The organism is Nonomuraea sp. B208, assembly GCF_057536035.1.
Map to the genome: position 1 here is coordinate 75,980 of NZ_BAAJOU010000003.1, position 18,219 is coordinate 94,198.

General features: G+C 72.5%; 20 protein-coding genes. 5 read left to right on the forward strand and 15 right to left on the reverse strand.

Features of this window, described 5'->3' with window-relative positions:
- Nucleotides 1-23 precede the first annotated feature (23 nt).
- A complete protein-coding gene (locus AC27IY_RS01645; RefSeq protein ID WP_344204693.1) occupies nt 24-488 on the forward strand; it encodes an Lrp/AsnC family transcriptional regulator in 465 nt (154 codons plus the stop codon).
- 5 nt (nt 489-493) lie between these two features.
- Here AC27IY_RS01645 and AC27IY_RS01650 read toward each other — a convergent pair whose 3' ends face one another.
- The gene (locus AC27IY_RS01650) at nt 494-1,954 is read right to left on the reverse strand and encodes a COG1361 family protein (protein ID WP_487176891.1); all 1,461 of its coding nucleotides are present in this window, start codon (nt 1,952-1,954) and stop codon (nt 494-496) included.
- 183 nt (nt 1,955-2,137) lie between these two features.
- Between AC27IY_RS01650 and AC27IY_RS01655 the strand changes: the two genes are divergently transcribed.
- Nucleotides 2,138-2,860 carry a class I SAM-dependent methyltransferase gene (locus AC27IY_RS01655; protein WP_487176892.1) on the forward strand — a complete coding sequence of 241 codons (723 nt, stop codon included), beginning with the start codon at nt 2,138-2,140 and terminating at the stop codon, nt 2,858-2,860.
- 53 nt (nt 2,861-2,913) lie between these two features.
- On the opposite strand, the gene AC27IY_RS01660 is transcribed toward AC27IY_RS01655, so the two are convergent.
- The 3 genes from AC27IY_RS01660 to AC27IY_RS01670 form a co-directional block, all read right to left on the reverse strand.
- Nucleotides 2,914-3,804, reverse strand: coding sequence for an alpha/beta hydrolase family protein (locus AC27IY_RS01660; protein WP_371251045.1), 891 nt, complete (start codon nt 3,802-3,804; stop codon nt 2,914-2,916).
- A 97-nt stretch (nt 3,805-3,901) separates the two neighbouring features.
- A complete protein-coding gene (locus tag AC27IY_RS01665; RefSeq protein ID WP_487176893.1) occupies nt 3,902-6,706 on the reverse strand; it encodes a LuxR C-terminal-related transcriptional regulator in 2,805 nt (934 codons plus the stop codon).
- Between the two features lie 186 nt (nt 6,707-6,892).
- Nucleotides 6,893-7,345 (reverse strand): winged helix-turn-helix transcriptional regulator, encoded by a 453-nt coding sequence (locus AC27IY_RS01670; RefSeq protein WP_423445088.1) that lies wholly within the window; start codon nt 7,343-7,345, stop codon nt 6,893-6,895.
- 86 nt (nt 7,346-7,431) lie between these two features.
- Here AC27IY_RS01670 and AC27IY_RS01675 point away from each other — a divergent pair, with 86 nt between their 5' ends.
- Nucleotides 7,432-8,661, forward strand: a complete 1,230-nt coding sequence (locus AC27IY_RS01675; protein ID WP_487176894.1) for an MFS transporter — start codon at nt 7,432-7,434, stop codon at nt 8,659-8,661.
- Between the two features lie 4 nt (nt 8,662-8,665).
- Here AC27IY_RS01675 and AC27IY_RS01680 read toward each other — a convergent pair whose 3' ends face one another.
- Nucleotides 8,666-9,139 (reverse strand): lamin tail domain-containing protein, encoded by a 474-nt coding sequence (locus AC27IY_RS01680; RefSeq protein WP_423473160.1) that lies wholly within the window; start codon nt 9,137-9,139, stop codon nt 8,666-8,668.
- 197 nt (nt 9,140-9,336) lie between these two features.
- On the reverse strand, nt 9,337-9,948 hold the full coding sequence (locus AC27IY_RS01685; protein ID WP_487176895.1) for a VOC family protein: 612 nt from the start codon (nt 9,946-9,948) through the stop codon (nt 9,337-9,339).
- Nucleotides 9,949-10,182: 234 nt separating this feature from the next.
- Here AC27IY_RS01685 and AC27IY_RS01690 point away from each other — a divergent pair, with 234 nt between their 5' ends.
- The gene (locus tag AC27IY_RS01690) at nt 10,183-10,440 is read left to right on the forward strand and encodes a hypothetical protein (protein ID WP_487176896.1); all 258 of its coding nucleotides are present in this window, start codon (nt 10,183-10,185) and stop codon (nt 10,438-10,440) included.
- A complete protein-coding gene (locus AC27IY_RS01695; protein WP_423445083.1) occupies nt 10,437-10,706 on the forward strand; it encodes a hypothetical protein in 270 nt (89 codons plus the stop codon). Before AC27IY_RS01690 ends, AC27IY_RS01695 begins: the two co-directional genes overlap by 4 nt.
- Here AC27IY_RS01695 and AC27IY_RS01700 read toward each other — a convergent pair.
- From AC27IY_RS01700 to AC27IY_RS01740, 9 genes are all read right to left on the reverse strand, one after another.
- Nucleotides 10,683-11,528, reverse strand: coding sequence for an FkbM family methyltransferase (locus AC27IY_RS01700; protein ID WP_487176897.1), 846 nt, complete (start codon nt 11,526-11,528; stop codon nt 10,683-10,685). The genes AC27IY_RS01695 and AC27IY_RS01700 overlap by 24 nt on opposite strands.
- Nucleotides 11,529-11,556: 28 nt before the next feature.
- Nucleotides 11,557-12,930 carry a hypothetical protein gene (locus tag AC27IY_RS01705; protein ID WP_487176898.1) on the reverse strand — a complete coding sequence of 458 codons (1,374 nt, stop codon included), beginning with the start codon at nt 12,928-12,930 and terminating at the stop codon, nt 11,557-11,559.
- A 96-nt stretch (nt 12,931-13,026) separates the two neighbouring features.
- Nucleotides 13,027-13,449, reverse strand: coding sequence for a hypothetical protein (locus AC27IY_RS01710; RefSeq protein WP_449943459.1), 423 nt, complete (start codon nt 13,447-13,449; stop codon nt 13,027-13,029).
- A complete protein-coding gene (locus AC27IY_RS01715; protein ID WP_423445079.1) occupies nt 13,446-13,700 on the reverse strand; it encodes a hypothetical protein in 255 nt (84 codons plus the stop codon). The genes AC27IY_RS01710 and AC27IY_RS01715 overlap by 4 nt, the downstream gene beginning before the upstream one ends.
- 66 nt (nt 13,701-13,766) lie before the next feature.
- Nucleotides 13,767-14,741, reverse strand: coding sequence for a branched-chain amino acid ABC transporter permease (locus AC27IY_RS01720; protein WP_344204678.1), 975 nt, complete (start codon nt 14,739-14,741; stop codon nt 13,767-13,769).
- Nucleotides 14,738-15,598, reverse strand: coding sequence for a branched-chain amino acid ABC transporter permease (locus AC27IY_RS01725; RefSeq protein ID WP_487176899.1), 861 nt, complete (start codon nt 15,596-15,598; stop codon nt 14,738-14,740). The genes AC27IY_RS01720 and AC27IY_RS01725 overlap by 4 nt, the downstream gene beginning before the upstream one ends.
- On the reverse strand, nt 15,595-16,257 hold the full coding sequence (locus AC27IY_RS01730) for an ABC transporter ATP-binding protein (RefSeq protein WP_364451516.1): 663 nt from the start codon (nt 16,255-16,257) through the stop codon (nt 15,595-15,597). The genes AC27IY_RS01725 and AC27IY_RS01730 overlap by 4 nt, the downstream gene beginning before the upstream one ends.
- Nucleotides 16,254-17,009, reverse strand: coding sequence for an ABC transporter ATP-binding protein (locus AC27IY_RS01735; protein WP_423473142.1), 756 nt, complete (start codon nt 17,007-17,009; stop codon nt 16,254-16,256). The genes AC27IY_RS01730 and AC27IY_RS01735 overlap by 4 nt, the downstream gene beginning before the upstream one ends.
- 3 nt (nt 17,010-17,012) lie before the next feature.
- Nucleotides 17,013-18,206: an ABC transporter substrate-binding protein gene (locus tag AC27IY_RS01740; RefSeq protein ID WP_364451521.1), complete on the reverse strand. Its 1,194-nt coding sequence runs from the start codon at nt 18,204-18,206 to the stop codon at nt 17,013-17,015.
- Between the last annotated feature and the right edge of the window lie 13 nt (nt 18,207-18,219).

The following is an 18,219-nucleotide window of genomic DNA, read 5'->3' on the forward strand; positions in this document are numbered from 1 at the left end:
GCGCCGTAGGGAGGGGATCGGGCGTGCCTGAGGTGGACGAGATCGACCACCACGTGCTGCGGCTGCTCAGGGAGGACGGGCGCAGGACGTTCTCCGAGATGGCCGAGCTGGTCGGGCTGTCCGTGGCCGCCGTCAAGCGGCGCGTCGACCGGCTGCGCGACCTCGGCGTCATCACCGGCTTCACCGTGCAGATCGACTATGCCAAGCTCGGCTGGGGCATCGAGGCGTTCACCGAGCTGCGCTACCCGGGGACGACGCCGGTCAGCGAGATCGTCAGGACCGCGACCGAGGTGCAGGAGGTGGTGCAGGTCTTCACGATCGCCGGTGACCCGGACGCGCTGATCCACGTCCGGGTACGCGACCTCGGCCACCTCCAGCAGGTCATCGACCGGCTGCGCAGGGCCGGGGACGTGACGGGCACCAAGACGCTGCTGGTGCTCGGGTCGTGGACGCGCGACGCCCTCGCGCCGCCGCGTACTCCTCGCTGACGGGCTCAGCGGGCCCTTCCCGCGCGCCCCTGCCGGTCGAGGAAGCGCACCATCAGGCCGATCGCGAGCAGGACCGGGACGCCGAGCACCAGCATCCACAACGACACGCCCGTCATCGGGAGGCCGGCCGACACCTCCTCGCCGGCCGGCCCCGGCTCCTCCTCCTCCATCACCACGTGGCCGCCCTTCGCCGCTGCGGGTGCGAAGGGCTCGTCCATCTGCCGCGGCGGCTCGTCGTACGACGCCTCCGCGAGCGGCTCCGGGTGGTCCGGGTGCTCCGGCCGGGCGGGCGGGGGAGGAGGGAGCTCCGCGGGCGCGGGGGCGGGCTCCACCGTGGTGGACGCGCAGGAGCGGTTGTCGGCGCGGTCGCGGTCGCGGCCCGCCGTACGGACCGTGGCGCAGTTCTCGAACGGGACCGTGGGGCCGGGGGCGATGGCGAGCGCGAGCGTGCGTACCTCGCCGGGAGCCAGGTCGCCGAGGTCGCAGGCCACCGTACGGCCGCTGCCGGGGCACTCGGCGGCCGGGCGGTCGGTGACCGTGGCCCCCGGGTCGCGGTTCCGGCTCCGGACCGTGACGTCCGCGGCCCTGGCCGGGCCGTGGTTGGTGACGGTGAGCAGGTAGCCGATGACGTCACCGGCGTGCACGGCGGGCGGGGCGGCCAGGACGAGCTCCACGTCGGCGAACGCCCGTACCGGGGCGGCCAGCAGCGCGACCTCCGCCGGCGCCGCCTCGGGGCCGGCCGTGGCCTCGGCGCGGGCGACCACCTCCACCCCGTCCCGGAGCGACGGGTCCACGGTGATGGGGAGGTCGTAGGTCAGGTTCTGGCCGGGGAGGAGGGCCGTGCCCGGTCCGCCGCAGGTGACGGCGCGTCCGGCGCGGTCGCAGCCGTCGGGGAGGGCGGCGAGGTCCGGGGTGAGGGCGGGGTCCAGGGTGTCGGTGACGGTGACGTCGGCGGCTTCGGCGGGGCCGGTGTTGGTGACGGTCACCCGCAAGGTCGCCCGTTCCCCGGCGAGCAGCGTCGCGGGCATCGCCTCCTGCCGGACGCGCAACCGGACCTCGCGTTCGGGTCCTGACCCGCCGGTGCCTGATCCGCCGGTCCCTGATCCGCCGGGCCGCGACCCGCCGGTGCCTGATCCGCTGGGCCGCGAACCGACCGTCCCTGATCCGCCGGGCTGCGGTCCGCCCGGTCCCGGCTCGCCGGAGAGATCGCCCATCTCCTCCGGCTCTCCCGCGGCCAACGGCCCCAGCCGGTCAACCGTCCAGGACCGCCACTCACTCCGCTCCGGCCGATCCAGCCGCGGTCCCGCGGTCGCGACCCCGGCGGGACCGGGGGCCCGCCGGGCCCGCCCCGCGGCGGCCGCGGCCGACTCACCACCGATCAGGCCCGGCCGGGCCGGCCGCTCACCACAGTCGCCGCCCCCGACCCCCAGCACTGCGAGCGCGACGACCGCCGCGATCCCCGGCATGCCCATTCCGTCCCGTCCCCCCGCACGAACGTGGCGTACGTGCCCGACCCGCTGGCGATCCTCCTCCAACCGGCCCCGCCCCCACCCCTGCCGAGACCCGATCGGTGCCCCGCCATGAAGCACTCTTTGCCGAGCGTGAACAACCCTGGCCCGCCCCGCCGGCCGGCGCATACCGTCGTACGCATGTCGCCCCGCCAGGCCGCCCGCTACGACGCCGTCGCCGACTTCTACGCGTCCGGCTGGACGGACGCCATCGACGACCCGGCCTCACTCCGCCTGCTCTCCCTCGCGGAGCCCATCGCCGGCCGCCGGGTCCTCGACCTCGCCTGCGGCCACGGCCGCGTCACCCGCGAGCTCGCCCGCCGCCGCGCCACCGTCACCGGCGTGGACGTCTCCGCCGCCCTGCTCGCCGTCGCCCGCGAGGCCGAACGCGAATCCGCCCTGGGCATCACCTACGTACACGCCGACCTCACGGCGCCGGACCAGCCTTGGCTGTCCGCGTCCCCGTACGACGTCGTGACCTGCAACTTCGGCCTCTCCGACATCGACGACCTCGACGCCGCCATCGACGCGACCGCCCGCGCCCTGCGCCCCGGGGGGACGTTCGTCTGCTCGATCCTGCATCCCTGCTTCCCCGGCGGCCACCACGTCTCGGGGTCCTGGCCGGAAGGGGGCCGCTACCACGACGAGGGCTGGTGGCGGGCGGACGGCGAGCTGTCCGCGCTCCGCCGCCAGGTCGGCGCCAACCACCGGACGCTGTCCACCTACCTCAACACGTTCCGCCGCCACGGACTGCGGCTGGACGTCCTCGCCGAGCCCGAGCCGCCCGAGAGCTGGACCGCCGAACGCCGGGACGCCGCCCGGCACCCGGTCTTCCTCGTCGCCAGGTGCGTCAAGGGCGACTGACGGCGGACGGCCGCCCCCGTCGCCGGGAGCGGCCGTCGTCGTTCTTCGGCGGGTCAGCCGTTCGGGCAGGTGTCGCGGTACTCGGAGATGGCGAGGCCGCGCGGGGCCGGGCAGAGGAACGGGTCGTAGCGGGTGTCGTCGTCCACCCAGCGCTTCAGCCAGGCCACCATCGACTTGGCCATGGTGGTGTTCGTGGTCTGCGGGAAGAAGTGGCTGGCGCCGGCCAGCTCCAGGTACGCCTTCTCGGACGAGGACGGGATGCTGGTGTAGAAGGGCTGGGAGTGGGTGGCGACCGGGGCGACGGTGTCCGCCTGACCGCCGATGATCATGGTGGGGACGCGGACGCCGCTCCACGACTTGGTGAGGTTCCACGGCGCGAGCGGCACGGCGGCCTGCAGCGACGGGCGGCTGTTCGCGGCTTCGAGCGTGCCGCCGCCGCCCATCGAGTGCCCGGCCACGGCCAGGCGTGAGCTGTCGATGCGGCTGCGGATCGTGGTCGAGCTGCGCTGCGTCAGGTAGTCGAGCGCGGCGAGGAGCTGACGGCCGCGGCTGGCGGGCTGGTCGTAGATCGTGTTGGTCTCGATGCCGATGACCACGAAGCCGTGCGAGGCGATCCGCGGGCCCAGCCAGGCCAGGCTGGCCCAGGTGGCGGTGTAGCCGGGGGAGATCGCGATCGCGCCGAACGTCCCCTGGCTGGTGTCCGTCGGGTAGTAGATCACGCCGCCGCCGAAGCCGCTGACGCTGAGCGAGGAGACGCTCTGCTGGGCGGTGGCGAACGGGCCGCGGCTCGCCTCCAGCAGGGAGTCCGTGGGGTTGGGGCCGCGCTCGTACGGGCTCGCGGCCTGGGCCGGCGCGGCGGTCGCGACGCCGCCGGCGGCGAGGGCGAGGGCGAGGGCGAGTTTGGTCAACGTTCGCGCGCCGCGGTGGGGGGTGGAGAGCTGCACGTCGTCATACTCCCTGCACGTCGGGGGGTTACTGCCGTACCTCGTCATTGTTGGGAGCGGCAGTCAGGCGCGCATCGGTGTAATCACCGGTTCACGTTCACGAAATGAACAGGCGGGTCAGCTCGACCCGTGAGCGTACGCCGAGCCGGCTGAAGATGTTGCGCAGGTGGTGCTCGACGGTGCGGCGGCTCAGGAAGAGCTGCTCGGCGATCTCCTTGTTGGTCGCGCCCCCGGCGACCATCCTGGCGATCTGGAGCTGCTGCGCGGTGAGGGGAGCGGCCGTGCCCGGGGCGGCGGCGGTGGGGTGGGTCGTGTCGCCCGAGGCGCGCAGCTCGGCCCGCGCCTGGCCGGTCCACAGGCGGGCGCCGTACCGTTCGAACGTCTCCAGGGCGGCGTGCAGATGGGTGCGGGCCGCGCCGGGGCGGCGCTCGCGGCGCAGCGCGCTCCCGTACAGCAGCCGGGTGCGGGCCGTCTCGAACTCGCACAACCCCTGCCCGTGCAGCTCCAGCGCCTCCAGGAACAGCTCGTCGCCCTCGCCCGCCGGGGCGAGCAGCGCGCGGCAGCGGGCTACGAGAGCGCGCAGATCGGGGCTGCGGGTGCTGCCGACCCAGCGTTCGAGCACGCGCAGCGCGGCGGACGCCCGCTCGCGGTCGCCGGTACGCGCGCACGCCTCGATCAGGTGCGGCGTCGCCATGACCCGGATGACGACGTGGCTGTTGCGGCGTTCGGCGCGCAGCCGCTGGGCGGCGTCGCCGGGGCGGCCGGCGGCCAGGTCGAGGTAGGCGAGCGCCCAGTTGCCGATCGCGCCCGCGAGGCCGAGGTCGTGGGCGTCGGCGAGGTCGATGGCGGCGTCGGCGCGTACCCGGCAGGCCTCCTGGTCGCCCTCCACGGCCGCGGTGATTGCCAGCCAGGCGAGGTGCTGGGCCGCCGTGTTGAGCTGCCCGGTCTCCTGCGCCAGGCGCAGCCCGCGGGCGGCGGTCTCGGCGAGCGAGGCGTAGCGGCCGGTCCAGTAGTCCGGGTAGATCATGTACTCAAGGAGCTGGGGGATCGCGGAGGCGACGCCCCGGACCCGGGCGGACTCGACGGCGCGCGCCGACAGGCGGTGGGCGATGGCGCCCTCGCCGAGCAGCATGCTGGCCACGCACGCCCAGACCAGCACGGACGGGTCCTGTACGGATCCGGCCAGCTCGACCACGCGCCGGAGCGGGCCCGCGGCCTCCTCGTGCGAGCCGCTGAGCGTGGCCGCCATGCCCGCCAGGTACTCGAACATCAGCTCCGTGGGGGCGCTCTCGTCCGGGCGGCGGAGCGCGGCGGCGTGGCGGGCGATCGCGATGAACGCCCTGATGTCGCCCGCGCGGTAGCTGGCGTCGGCGGCCCGGACCAGGGCGCGGACGCCGAGCATGCGCTGCTCGCCGTCCAGCAGCCGGCCGGCGGCGGCCAGCAGCTCCTCGCGGGCGCTGCCCGTCTCGCCGCCGAGCAGTTCGAGGCTGCCGCGCAGGAACTGTACGCGGCCACGCAGCTCGTCGGGCGGGGCCAGGCCGGGGGCGGGCAGGGCGCGCAGCCGGGCGAGGAGGGAACGGGCGGCCTGGGGGCGGCCGGAGGTCCAGGCGAGGCGGGCGGCGGCGGCCAGGCGCTCGGCCTTGAGCATGGGGTGCGTGGTGAGGTCGGCGGCGCGTTCCAGCGCCAGGTACGGCTCCGGGTGGTCGTCCAGGGGACGCGCGGCCAGGGCGGCGGCGGCCAGGTCGTCGGCGACGCGCGCGGCGGGGGCGTCCGGCGCCCACGACCGGTGCCAGGCCCGGCGCAGCCGCGTGCCGGAGGACGGGTCAGCGGTGTGGCGGGACGGGGGCTCGGTGAGCAGGGTGGCGAGAAGGCGGTGGGCGTGCCGGCGTTCGGACAGGGAGGCGTCCTGGTAGGCCACGGCGCGTACGGCCGGGTCGCGGAAGGCGTACCGGTCGCCGTCGGCGAGCAGGACCCCGGCCTGTTCGGCCGGTTCGAGCGCGGTCAGCGCGCAGGCGGGGCGGGCGGCCCGGAGGAGGGTGGCCACGTCCAGGGCGGGGTCGGCGGCGATCAGGAGCAGCAGCCGGCGGGTCTCGCGGGGGAGCGCGGCGAGCAGCGCGGCGTGCTCGCGCCACAGCCGGCCGCTTCGCGGGAGCGCCGTGGGCGGGGCGGCGACCCCGGCGAGCTGGTCGGGGGTGAGCGAGCCGACGAGCTCGGTGAGCGCGAGCGGGTTGCCGCGGGCGACGGCGTCGAGGGCCGCGACCAGGTCTTCCGGCAGCCGCCGTTCGGGGGCCAGGTCGGCGGCCAGCTCCCGTACGGCGTCCTGCCCGAGCCCTCCGACGGCCCGCGCCGGCACCCCGTCGAGCCCGGACGGGGACCGGGCGGCGAACAGCAGGACGACGCGCGCCCGGCCCAGGCGGCGGGCCGCGAACGCGAGCGCGTCCCTGCTGGCCGCGTCGAGGCGATCCACGTCGTCCACGCACGCGAGCACTGGGCTCATGTCGGCGGCGACCGCCGACAGCAGCCCGAGCACGGCGGCGGGCAGCGCCAGGCCGGGAGCCGTCGTACCGGACTCCAAAGCCTCCCGCAGAGCGCGGGCCTGCGCCTCGGGAAGCCCGTCCGCCGCTGCGGCGATCGGGCCGAGCAGGCCGTGCAGGCCCGCGTACGGCAGCCGCGACTCCGCCATCACACCGGACACCCGCAGCACCAGAAAATCGGGCGTGGCGCGGGCCACGGCCAGGTCGAGCAGCGCCGTCTTGCCGATGCCCGCCACGCCCGTCAGCAGCAGCGCGCCGCCCCGCCCGTCGCGGGCGTCGCCGAGCAGCCGCAGCAGCACGCTCTCCTCGTCGCCGCGCCCGCGCAGCAGGGGCAGGGGCAGGCGCGGATGATCCTGGCCCGATGACATGCCCACCAGTGTTACCCGGACATGTCATCTCTGAAAGGGCCCCCGGTCAGGAGGCTGGTGATTTCCGGATATGCGTGGTCAGCGCAGGTTCCCATCAGCTCACCTGACGGAGCTCGTAGACGGTGTCGCCGCAGGGGCACGTCCATGCCGGGACTCGTCCGGCCGGGGCGACTGGCGCGGCTGGGCTCAGGCGGTTTTCCGGACGTGCGACGCCTCGGCGGAGAGCGGCGCGCCGTCCTGGTCGAGGGGGTGGAGTTCGGGAAGCTTCCGCCCTCGGCCGTCGACGAGAACGGAGTGCGGCTCGTCCGGGGCGAAGGCGTGGCGCTCGCCCCATTGACGCAGGGCGACGATGGCCGTGAAGAGGTCCTGCCCCGCTGCGGTGAGCCGGTAGGTATGCCGTCTGCCGTCGGCGGTGGCGCTCTTGTCGAGGATGCCGTGCTCGACGAGTTTGCGGAGCCGGTCGGCGAGGATGTTGCGGGCGATCCCCAGCCGCTGATGGAACTCGGTGAAGGTCGTCGCCCCGTCCATCGCGTCGCGGATGATCAGCAGGCTCCATCGGTCGCCTATCAGGTCGACGGTCCGCGCGACCGGGCAGGCCGGGTCGGTCCAAGCGCCTCCTGCGGCGAGTGCGACGTCCACTGACTCCTCCGTAGATGAGTTGCAATTTGAAACCATTATGCCCTTATCCTGATTAGGTTGCGTTTTGAAACCTAATGGAGGTTGATGTGCCGTCAGGATTGACCGGGAGGCAGCGGATCGTGCTCGCGCTGGTGTGCGCGGTGGCGGTGTCGACCATCTACGGCATCCAGCCGGTCCTCGAGGCCGCGGGCGAGGACCTCGGACTGGGGGAAGGAGCGCTGGGGTGGCTGGTCGCCGCCGGCCAGATGGGCTATCTCGCGGGGCTGGTGCTGCTGGTCCCGCTCGGCGACCTGTTCGACCGCCGCAGGCTCATCACGGCGCACCTGCTGCTCACCGCAGGAGGTGCTGGGGTGGCTGCCGCCGCACCCAGCGGTGGCATCGCGATCGCGGGCCTGGCCCTGGCCGGACTGTTCGCCGTGGTCGTCCAGATCACGGTGGCCTACGTCGCCGCCGTCTCACCGGCCGGCGAGCGGGGCCGCAACATCGGAGCGGTCACCTCGGGCGTGGTCGTCGGGATACTCGGCGTACGGGTGGTGGCGGGCACACTGGGCGAGCTGACCGGCTGGCGCACGGTCTACCTCGTGATCGCCGGGTTCTGCGCGATGCTCGCGCTCGCCGCCCGCTTCACCCTAGGGGCCGACATCCGCCGCCCCCGAGCCCGGTACGGGCACTTGCTGTCATCGCTGGGTCGTCTGGTCGCCGGCGACCGGCTCTTCCTCAGCCGGGGACTGGTCGCGTTCTTCCTGTTCGCCTCTTTCGGCACGCTGTGGAGCGGACTGGCGCTCCCGCTCGGCGACGAGCCGTGGCACCTCGGCACCGGCGAGATCGGATTGTTCGGACTCGCCGGTCTGACCGGGGCGCTGGGCGCGGCCCGGGCCGGCCGATGGGCCGACCGGGGTCTGGCGCCCTCGGTCACCGGCTGGTCGCTGGCCCTGCTCACGGTCTCCTGGCTGCTGATCGCTCAAGCGCGGTCGTCGCTGTGGCTGTTGATCGCCGGCGTCATCGTCCTGGACTTCGCCGTGCAAGCCGTTCACGTCAGCAGCCAACACCTGCTCACCACCGCCCGCCCCGACCGGAGCAGCAGCGTCATCGGCGCCTACATGGCCTTCTACTCCCTCGGCTCCGCGCTCGGTGCGATCACCACCACCTGGGCCTACAGCGCCATGGGATGGCCGGCCGCCAGCCTGCTCGGCGCGGCCTACGCCGCACTCGGGCTCCTCGTCGCCATCTCGACCCGACGTCTCACCGCTCTGCCTCCCGCCACGGCGGCAACGTCCAGGTCGTCTCCGCCCCGGACGGGTTCCCGATGTGGATGAGCGATCAGCAGTCCTTGTAGGCGGTGCGGCTGCTGTTGTACGAGCACTTGTGGACGAGCCGGCCCCGGGCGTCGCGGAGGTATCCGGTGTCCTTGACCTGGTTCCAGATGTAGGCGAGGGTGCCGCCGCTCCGGCCCCAGTACAGGGTGGTGGCGGTGTCGCGGCCCCTGCCGGTCCGCAGCGTGACCGTCTTGCCCGCTTTGAGGGTGACATCGCCGAACGTGTAGACGTGGTCCGCTCGGGCCGTCTCGTCGCGGACGGTCCAGCCGCTGAGCTTGACCGCGCTCCGGCCGGTGTTCTTGATCTGTACGTACTCGCCGTTGAGGCTGCTGTTCGCGCCGAAGTCCGGTGAGCCGGGCGAGTCGTACCAGATCCGGGAGATCTTCACCGTGGGGGCGGCGGCGGCCTGAGCGGGAGCCGCCATCGTGAGAGCAGCGGCGGCGGCCACCAAGGCGGCGACAGGGGCGACAAGGCGCACTTGTAGTCCTTTGGAGTTGGATGTGCAGTTCGTGTGTATGACGCCTCATCAAGGGCCGGCGTTCACGCCTCCTCCGCCTGATCCTGATCTCTGAGGACCGTCGCAGCGGACACCTGCCAGGCCGTTCGAGGAGTGGGAGGTCAGACGCCGAACGCCGTGGTGGGCGACCCGCCGCGATCACGGTCGCCGGCCCCGGCTCAGGCTGACGGCACCCAGACGAAGCCGTCCGGATCGGTGAAGGGCTGGGCGTCGCTGCCGAGGGCCACCCGGTGCGACCCGCTTCCCTCGGGCGGAACTCCGGCGACCTTGGCCAGAGCCTTGCGCTTGTAGAGCGCCAGCGAGAGAGGACTCGACGGTGACGAGAACTCGACGTACTTGCTCCCGTAGCTCTTCGTCACCTCGAATCCGTGCTCGACGTAGAACCGTTTGCTCGCCGAGACGTCCTGCGCGCCCAGCTGCAGCACGACCTGATCGATCTTCCGGGTTGCTGGGCCGGTGTCCTTCTTCGACGAGCTCGCGATCGTCCAGATCGTGCCGTCCGGGGCCTGCACGACGCCGCCGTAGCCCCACAGGGACTTCGCGACCGGCTTCAGGGGCTTGGCGCCGGCCTCGACGGCGGTGCCGTAGAGGCTGTCGACGGTGGAGGGCTGGGAGACGACGAGCGACATGGCGAAGCCGCGGAAGCCTGACGTGGGCGCGTCCGAGAACTGCAGGCGCAGCCGGTCGTCAAGGCCGAAGGCGGCGGCGTAGAAGCGCTCGGCGTCCGCGGGGTCGGGCACCTCTAGGGTGACGAATTCCAGGTAGGGCATGGGGCTCACGCTATTTTCGCCAGGCTGGGTGCGCTTCTCGATTCCTGACCGACGTGCTTGAGCAGGCAGGGGCAACGCCAGGCGGCCGCTACCGCAGCCCACCCGCTGAAGGACTCCAGGTATTCGGGTTCACGACATGTGAACACGTCGGCCCTGGGTGCCGGTGAAGGCTTTAGGCTGGAGGGACGCGCAGTCCTCGAAGAGGAAGAGCCGCCTGGGTTGAGAAATCGTACGTTGCGCATTCCCGCCACCGCTGCCGCCGTCGAGGAAGCCGTCGAGCAGGCGGCCGCGGGGGAGGTTGTCTTCCTGGAGAGCGATCGTGAGGTGGTGGCCGCCGTGGTCCCGTACGAGGTGGCCGCTGCCGGGATGGACGCGCTCCGCGCGACTGAGGATGCTGCCGATCGCCTGCTGGGAACGAGGTTGATCGCGGAGCTCGGCGCGGGGATGGAGACGATGCGGCTCGGTGATCTGCGGCGTGAGATCGCGCTGTGAAGGGTTACTACGAGATCCTGCTCGCCGCGCCCGCCGTGCGGGAGATCCGGGCGATTCATGCCGATGATCCGGTGGCGGCCAAGCACATCGTCGACTCGCTCGAATACCTCTCCACCGATCTGGAGTCCGGCGCGCTGCGGGTCATCGACGAGGGGGCGGGGCTGTTCAAGGCCGCGGTGGGTGACTTCGAGGCGTTGTGCTGGGTTCGGCGCGAGGAGATGGACGTGGTGATACTGACTGTTTCACGGCACCGTCAGCCAGCGTGAGGCGGCGTCCACGTTGACCTGCTCGGCGTAATCGAGGAATTCCTGTCGGCGCCCGATGCTTTCCGGTTCGGCGTAGATGTACGGGCACATGTCCGACGTCGTCATCTTCGATCGCTGGTAGAGGGAGAATTCGCACCACAGGTAGCCGTGGTGCGACAGTTGCCGCACCACTTCCTGTTTGATCTGCTCTCCGTACATCGAGTCGTGCATCTCGATCAGGATCGCCGGCTGATGGCGCCGGATTGTCTCGCTCGCGCCCGCCAGCGTCCTGCCCTCGTGCCCCTCGACATCGATCTTGATCAGCCGGACGGTCTCCTCGGACCGGGACGCGATGAGGTCGATCGGGAGCGCGTCCACGTCGCCCAGGAAGGCGCCGTAACCGTCCGGTCCACGGTGGAGCAAGGAGACCTCGCAGTCCGCGGGCACGGTGACCGGCTCGTCGAGGTCCAGGGTGCGGGTGCAGGGGCCGGCGACCACGTCGTAGGGGTCCCAGAGCCGCAGCCGCGCCGTGCGGTCGTGCGCCGCGACGGGCTGGACATCGATGTTGCCGATGCCGTTGAGCCGGAGGTTCGTCCGCAGCGTGGTCAGGGCGGCCGGGTTCGGCTCGATGGCGATGACCTTCGCGAACGCCGCGGCCAGCCGGAGGGCGAAGTGCCCGACGTGCGCCCCGACGTCCACGAACGCCGCCCCCGTCCCGCCGAACGACCGGGCGAGCCGCCAGATGTCCTGCTCATGGGGGCCGGGGCCGACGCGGTCGCCGCTGCCGGCCCTCACGGACCAGGTCAGCCCGTCGCGCTCGGCGAGAGGAGCTGCTGTGGACATCAGAACCTCCAGGAGAAGAATGCGGCCCTCATCGGCTCGTGATCACTCTCATGTCGGAGGAGATCCAGCCTCGGTGCGGATAGAAGTCCCGCAGCTCGCGCGTGCGCGCGAACTTCGTGAAGAACACGAACTCCAGATTGGCCCGCCGCAGCATGCTGTGCTTCGACTCCTCGCTCACCATCCCGCCGATGAGGGGCACGGCGTTGATGGCCACTTCGGTGAGCGTGGACAGGCCGGTCGTGGCGAACCGTTCGGCCGCCCTGGCGAGCGTCGGCATCCTCCTGCGCAGGAAGATGCCGATCTTGGAGGGTTTCACCGTCAGGTGCGGGCGCGTCGATCGGATGTGGTCGCAGATGTGCTGCCAGTAGTCGGCCGCGCAGTCGGCCAGGGCGGCGGACAGCGCGTCGTCGGGGTCGCGGGTGTCGGGCAGTTCGAGGTACGTCTGGATCTCGAACAGCTCTCTGGCCCGCCCGCGCAGCTCCAGGATCTCCTCGAAGCGCAGCATGGCGAGCAGGTCGGGTGACGGCCCTTCGACCATGCGATAGGCCGCCTCCACGAGTTCTTCCGCCCGCAACCGTGGGGTGGCGTCCCTCTGCTCGAACGGCCCATCGCTGAGGACGGCTTCGGCGAGGCCCGTGCCTGGGCCGGAGTCCCAGTCGGACCCCAGCAGCCGGGCGTCGAACGCGTTCGCGTGCGCGATCTCGTCGAAGAGGCCGTGGATCTGGATCAGTTCGTCGTTCACCGGAAGACCGGAATCGTGCAGCAACGCGAAGATCGGCGTGTGCGAGAAACGCGGTCTCGCGAGGATGCCGTCGTACCGTCTGCGCAGCTCGGCGGGCTGCTGGGACAGCAGGCCCGCGAGCACCGAGTCCGGCGAGTTCGCGGCGTCGCGGACCTGCCGCATGAATCCGTCCTTCGTCCGCGCGTAGTCGTAGCGGACGACGACGGAACCGTCGCCGGCGAGAACGTCGTCGAGCTCGGTGATCATCCGGTCGCGCGCCTGCGAGATCGGCGAGATGACCCAGCCCTTGCCGTCCGGGCTGTTCTTCTTCCAGCTCCCCAGCACGTCGGCCAGGGAGTCACAGGGATCGAGCCGGTCCTCACGGTAGAGGTAGTTGTGCTCCCGGAGCCCGACCGCGACGACGCCCGCCGCGATGAGCTCTCTGAGGAGCCGGTAGAAGTTGCTCTCCCGCAGGTCGGACCTGCTGAAGTCGCCCACCACGCGGGGGTTGTCGACGAGCTGCGTGTCGTGCACGTAGACGCGCTCGTTGAAGAGCGCTCCGAGGACGAGCAGGGCGCGCAGTTGGATGGTCGAGCTGATGCCGGCCCATATCGGTTCCAAAGCGGCAAATTGCGACGTGGCGCGCAGGGCGTGGATGGAGCGGTCGTCGCCGCGCCTCATCGGACCAGCCTCACCTCTCAAGAGAAGCACAAGCGAACGCCCCAAGGGAAGGATCGGCCCAGCGGGTGGAGGGTGTCCCGGATTTGGACGCGTGAATCAGCTCAAGTCGGCGATCTCGACCAGGTCGACCCGCCACGGCAGGTGCGCCTTGACGGTGTCCCAGCGGCCCGCGTCGGCGGTGAGGACGGGCCAGTCCAAGTGCTGGGAGACCGCGATCACGTGAGCGGCGGCCATGTCGGCCGGAGGTTCCATGCGCGCCGTCACCTCGGCCAGCCGAACGGCCTCCGTGTGCGCCGCGACCGGCTCCAGGGACAGGTGCTCCAGGATGTCGGTCAAGCCGCGGAGGACCAGCCGCTGGTCGGGCGACAGCGCGGCCTCGGCGGTGGCGAAGGCGATGACCGGCACGCTGGTGCGTACGTGGGCGCGGTCGAAGGAGACGATGAGCTGGTGCAGACCGAGGTCGCGGCGGCCCAGCTCGATCAGGACGGTGTCGTCCAGCACGTAGCCGAACGGGATCACCGACCGGCCCCACGAGAACGCAGGATCTCGATCGCCCGCTCGGTCTGCCGCCCGGCTCTGGCCATGCCCTCGGCGTCCTCCTCGGCCTGGGCGAGCACCTCCTGGTAGGCCAGCCGGGCGCGGGTCTTCTCGGTCTCGTGCTGGTCGAGCAGGTCGGTCAGCACGGCGGCCAGCGTGGTGCCCCGGCCCCGTTCGTCGGCGATGGCGTTGAGCCGGTCGCGCACCGCCTTGGGAACTTTGATGGTGGTCATATCGCCAGTCATACCGGAAGACTACCTGGTAGACGTGAAGTATGACGAGAAACGTGGAGTGCCAGGTCAGCGGGTCTGCACGGGGCGTTCCCTGGACAGCAGTCTCCTGATCGCCGGTACGAGGCCGTTCGGCAGGAAGAGGACCACGGCGATCAGGACGAGGGCGTACACCGCGTACGACAGCACGCCCGGTGCGTACGACGGCATCCCCGGCAGGTTCGCGAGCTGGTCCAGCCCCTGGACGAGGAGGGTGATGGCGGCCGCCCCCGCCACCGCCCCCCAGATCGTGCCGAGCCCGCCGACCACGGCCATGACGATGTACTGGATCGAGATCAGCACCGGGAACGACCCCGGCGCCACGTACCCGGTGTAGAAGCAGTAGATGCCCCCGGCGAGGCCGGCGAAGGCGGCGGACAGGGCGAGGACGGCGAGCTTGTAGCGGCCCACCGGGATGCCGGACGAGGCGGCGGCGGTCTCGCTGGTGGCCAGGGCGCGCAGGGCGCGGCCGGGGCGGGAGGCGATGACGTTCCGCGTGACCAGCATGACGAGCGCCAGCCCGGCCCACGTCAGGTACGCGTACGCGGTCACCCCGCCCGCCTCGAACGACCAGGCGGAGAACGGCGGGATGGCCTGCAGGCCGATGTCCCCGCCGGTGAATTCGAGCTGCCCGGCGAGGGAGAGCAGGATGAGCTGCATGGCGAGCGTGGCGAAGGCCAGGTGGTGGCCGCGCAGGCGCAGCAGCGGCAGGCCGACGACGAGGGCGAACGCGGCGGCCGCCACGGGCGCGGCGAGCAGGCCGAGCAGCGGCGGCAGGCCGTTCAGCGCGAGCAGCGCGGCCGTGTACGCGCCGAGCCCGTAGAAGGCGCCCTGCCCGAGCGAGACCTGCCCGGCGTACCCCATGAGCAGCGACACCCCGACCGTGACCATGGCGGCCAGGCCGAGCAGGACGTAGACGGCGAGTGCGCTGTCGTCGAGCACGGCGGGCAGCGCGAGCGTGACGGCGGCGGCGGCCAGCGGCCCCAGGGCGCGTCGGACGATCATGTCGGCTCCTGGGAGATCGCCGGGTGGCGGCCGGCCTGCACGATCATGACGACGAGCATCAGCCCGAGGGCGATCTCCAGCTGGTGGGAGCCGTAGCCGTAGCCGGCGGCCATGGTCTCGGCCACGCCCAGCAGCAGCGCGCCCCCCAGCGTGATCACCGGCCGGGTCAGCGCGCCGAACACGGCGGCGGCGAAGCCGTTGACGATGAGCGTGACGTCGGTGTCGAACGAGATCGGCCGCATCGGCGTCACCAGCACCCCGGCGAGGCCGCCGAGCAGCCCGCCCAGCGCGAACGCGAGCAGCCCCATCCGGCGCACGTCGATGCCGACGACGCGGGCGGCGTACGGGTTGGAGGCGCAGGCGGTGAGCGCCTTGCCCAGGTACGTCCGGCCGAAGAACAACGCGAGCGCGACGAAGGCCACCGCCGTCACCGCGATCACCAGCAGGTGCTGGGTCTGGATCCGCGCCCCCGCGACGGTGACGGACCCGGCGAGGCCGGGCGCGGAGCGCGGCTGGTCGCCCCAGAGCACGATCTCCACCGCGTACGCCAGCACGCCCACGCCCAGCGTGACGATGAGCGACGACAGCGGCGTGGTCCCCGGCCGCCCGACGGCGGCGAGGCCGGTCAGCAGCCCGGCGACGGCCGCCGCGAGCACGGCGGCCAGCTCGCTCGCGCCGTGCGGGAGGCCGAGCCCGAGCAGCGAGGACGCGCACAGCCCCGCCACCACCGCGAACGTCCCCTGCGCGAAGTTCACCACCCCGGTCACCCGGTGGATGACGACCAGGCCGCTCGCGATGAGCGCGATCGCGCATCCGACCGCGAGCCCGTTCAGCAGGTAGGTGAGGAAGGCGCTCATGTGATCGCCCCGCCCAGGTAGGCGCCCGCCACGCGCGGGTCGCCGGCCAGCGCGGCCGACTCGCCCTCGGTGACCAGCCGGCCTGACTCCAGCACGTACGCCCGCCGGCACAGCTCGAAGGCCAGCCGGGCGTTCTGCTCGATGAGCAGCACCGCGAGGCCGCGCGAGCGGTTGAGCTCGGCCAGGTGCCGGGCGAGGCCGGCGGTCACGTTCGGGGCCAGGCCGAGCGACAGCTCGTCCACGACCAGCACGTCGGGCCGGGACATGAGGGCCCGCCCGAACGCCACCATCTGCTGCTCGCCGCCCGACAGCACGCCGGCCCGCCGGTCCGCCAGCTCGGCCAGCCTGGGAAGCACGTCGTAGACGGCGGACGGGTCGCGGACGCCGGAGCGCCAGCCGCCGAGCGCCAGGTTGTCGGCGACCGACAGGTCGGGGAAGAGCTGGCGTCCCTCGGGGATCAGCGCGAGCCGGCCGCCGACCGTGACCGTGCCGGAGGCGGGGCGCAGCAGCCCGGCGAGGGCGCCCGCGAGGGTGGACTTGCCCGCGCCGTTCGGGCCGAGCAGGGCGACCATCTCGCCCTCGGCGACGCTGAGGGTGACGCGGTCGAGCGCGGTCGCGGCGCCGTACGCGACGACGAGGTCCGTCACCTCGATCATCATGCGCTCTGCCCCAGGTAGGCGGCGAGGACGAGGGGGTCGTTCCTGACCTCGGCGGGCGGGCCGTCGGCGATGACCCGGCCGAGGTCGAGCACCACGATCCGGTCGGCGAGCCGGGTCACGAACGCCACGTCGTGCTCGACCAGCAGGATCGTCAGGCCGTCCGCGCGCAGCTCCTCCACCAGCTCCGCCAGCCGCTCGCGCTCCTGACCGCGCAGCCCGGAGGCGGGCTCGTCGAGCAGCAGCAGCCGGGGCCGGGCGCACAGCGCGCGGGCGAGCTGCAGCGCCCGCTGCTGCCCGATCGGCAGCCGGTCGGCGGGCCGGTCCGCCCAGTCGGCCAGGCCGACCCGCTCCAGCGCGGCGTCCGCCCGCGCGGCGATCTCGCGCTCGTCGCGCCGGTGGCGGGGCAGCCGCAGCGCCGCCGCGACGAACCCGGCCGAGGTGCCGCCGTGCAGGCCGACCATGACGTTCTCGCGCACGGTCATGCCGCGGAAGACGCGGGCCGCCTGGAAGACGATCGACATGCCGAGCCTGGCCCGCCGGTGCGGGGCCAGCCGGTCCACCCGGCGGCCGAGGAACGAGATCGCGCCCCGCTCGGCGGCCAGGTGGCCGGTGATGAGGTTGAACAGCGTGGACTTGCCGGCGCCGTTCGGGCCGATGACGGCGCAGACCTCGCCGTCCGCGACGTCGAGGGTGACGTCGCGGACGGCGTAGACGCCCCCGAAGGAACGCGAGACCCCCTGGACGGCCAGCACCCGCTACCCCAGCGCGCCGACGGTCTTGGCCAGTTGCTCGGCCGCCCACGGGGTCGGGACGAACGCGCCGTTCTTGACCGTGTTGACGGAGATGTACTCGGGGGAGAGCCCGGAGTGGTCGGTGGCGGAGTAGCGGAAGCGGCCGTTCGGCGTGACCAGGTCCATCGACTCCAGCGCCTGCCGCACCTTCTCCTTGTCGGTGCTGTTCGCCTTCCTGATCGCCTCGAACAGCAGCAGGCTCGCGCTGTAGCCGTCCTGGGCGAACTGCGGCGGCGGATAGCCGTGCTTCTGCCGGTACGGCCCCGCCATCTGCTCGATGACCTGCTTCTGCTTGCCGGCCGGGAGGTGCTCGCCGATGACGCCGATCGCGCTCTGCACGGTCATGCCCTCGGCCGCCGCCCCCATCGGCTCCAGCCACAGCTTGCTGGCCTGGGACGCGGTCAGGAACAGCGGCGTCTTGAGCCCGGAGGCGACGTACTGCTTGGCCGCGGTCACGCCGGGCGCGCCGGAGCCCCAGAACACCAGCGCCTCGGCGCGGGAGTCGCGCACGTGCTGGAACAGGGCGCTGAAGTCGGAGTTCGTGGTCTCGTACGGCTCGTCCACGGCGATCGTGACGCCGTACTTGCCGGCGAGCGCGGTCATCGCCTGGTGGCCGGAGACCGAGTACGCGCTCTTGGAGTCCCAGGCGACCGCGATCGTCTTGATGCCCTCGGCCTGGATGTACTGCAGGTAGCGCTCGGCGTACATGCTGGACAGGGCGGGGGTGACGAAGACGTACGACTTGATCGGCTCGACCTGCTCCTGCGCGGGCGCGAGCGACAGGTACGGCATCCTGTCGCGCTGCGCGAGCGGCTCGACCGCGAGCGCCGCGTTGGAGAAGACCGGCCCGATCAGCGCGTCGATGTCGCCCTTGATCTGGTTGTAGGCCACGATGCCCTGGTCGGGGGCGGTCTTGTCGTCGCGGGTGACCAGCTCGACCTTGCGCCCGAGCAGCCCGCCGGCCGCGTTGACCTGCTCGACCGCGAGCTCGACGGCCTTCTTGTCCTCGCTGCCGAGCGGCGTGTAGTTGCCGGTGAGCGAGACGATGAGCCCCACCTTGATCGGATCCCCGCCGCCGCCTCCGGAGCCTGAGCCGCCGGAGCCGCAGGCGGTCACGGCCAGGACCACGCCCATCAGGGCGGGCAGCAACTTGCGCATTCAGGACCTCCTG

Coding starts and splice junctions, on each gene's coding strand:
- AC27IY_RS01730 (WP_364451516.1), bottom strand. CDS start 16,257: ATGATGATCGAGGTGACGGACCTCGTCGTCGCGTACGGCGCCGCGACC.
- AC27IY_RS01665 (WP_487176893.1), bottom strand. CDS start 6,706: ATGTCATCGGGCCAGGATCATCCGCGCCTGCCCCTGCCCCTGCTGCGC.
- AC27IY_RS01715 (WP_423445079.1), bottom strand. CDS start 13,700: ATGACCACCATCAAAGTTCCCAAGGCGGTGCGCGACCGGCTCAACGCC.
- AC27IY_RS01650 (WP_487176891.1), bottom strand. CDS start 1,954: ATGCCGGGGATCGCGGCGGTCGTCGCGCTCGCAGTGCTGGGGGTCGGG.
- AC27IY_RS01725 (WP_487176899.1), bottom strand. CDS start 15,598: ATGAGCGCCTTCCTCACCTACCTGCTGAACGGGCTCGCGGTCGGATGC.
- AC27IY_RS01720 (WP_344204678.1), bottom strand. CDS start 14,741: ATGATCGTCCGACGCGCCCTGGGGCCGCTGGCCGCCGCCGCCGTCACG.
- AC27IY_RS01740 (WP_364451521.1), bottom strand. CDS start 18,206: ATGCGCAAGTTGCTGCCCGCCCTGATGGGCGTGGTCCTGGCCGTGACC.
- AC27IY_RS01700 (WP_487176897.1), bottom strand. CDS start 11,528: ATGTCCACAGCAGCTCCTCTCGCCGAGCGCGACGGGCTGACCTGGTCC.
- AC27IY_RS01655 (WP_487176892.1), top strand. CDS start 2,138: ATGTCGCCCCGCCAGGCCGCCCGCTACGACGCCGTCGCCGACTTCTAC.
- AC27IY_RS01705 (WP_487176898.1), bottom strand. CDS start 12,930: ATGAGGCGCGGCGACGACCGCTCCATCCACGCCCTGCGCGCCACGTCG.
- AC27IY_RS01685 (WP_487176895.1), bottom strand. CDS start 9,948: ATGCCCTACCTGGAATTCGTCACCCTAGAGGTGCCCGACCCCGCGGAC.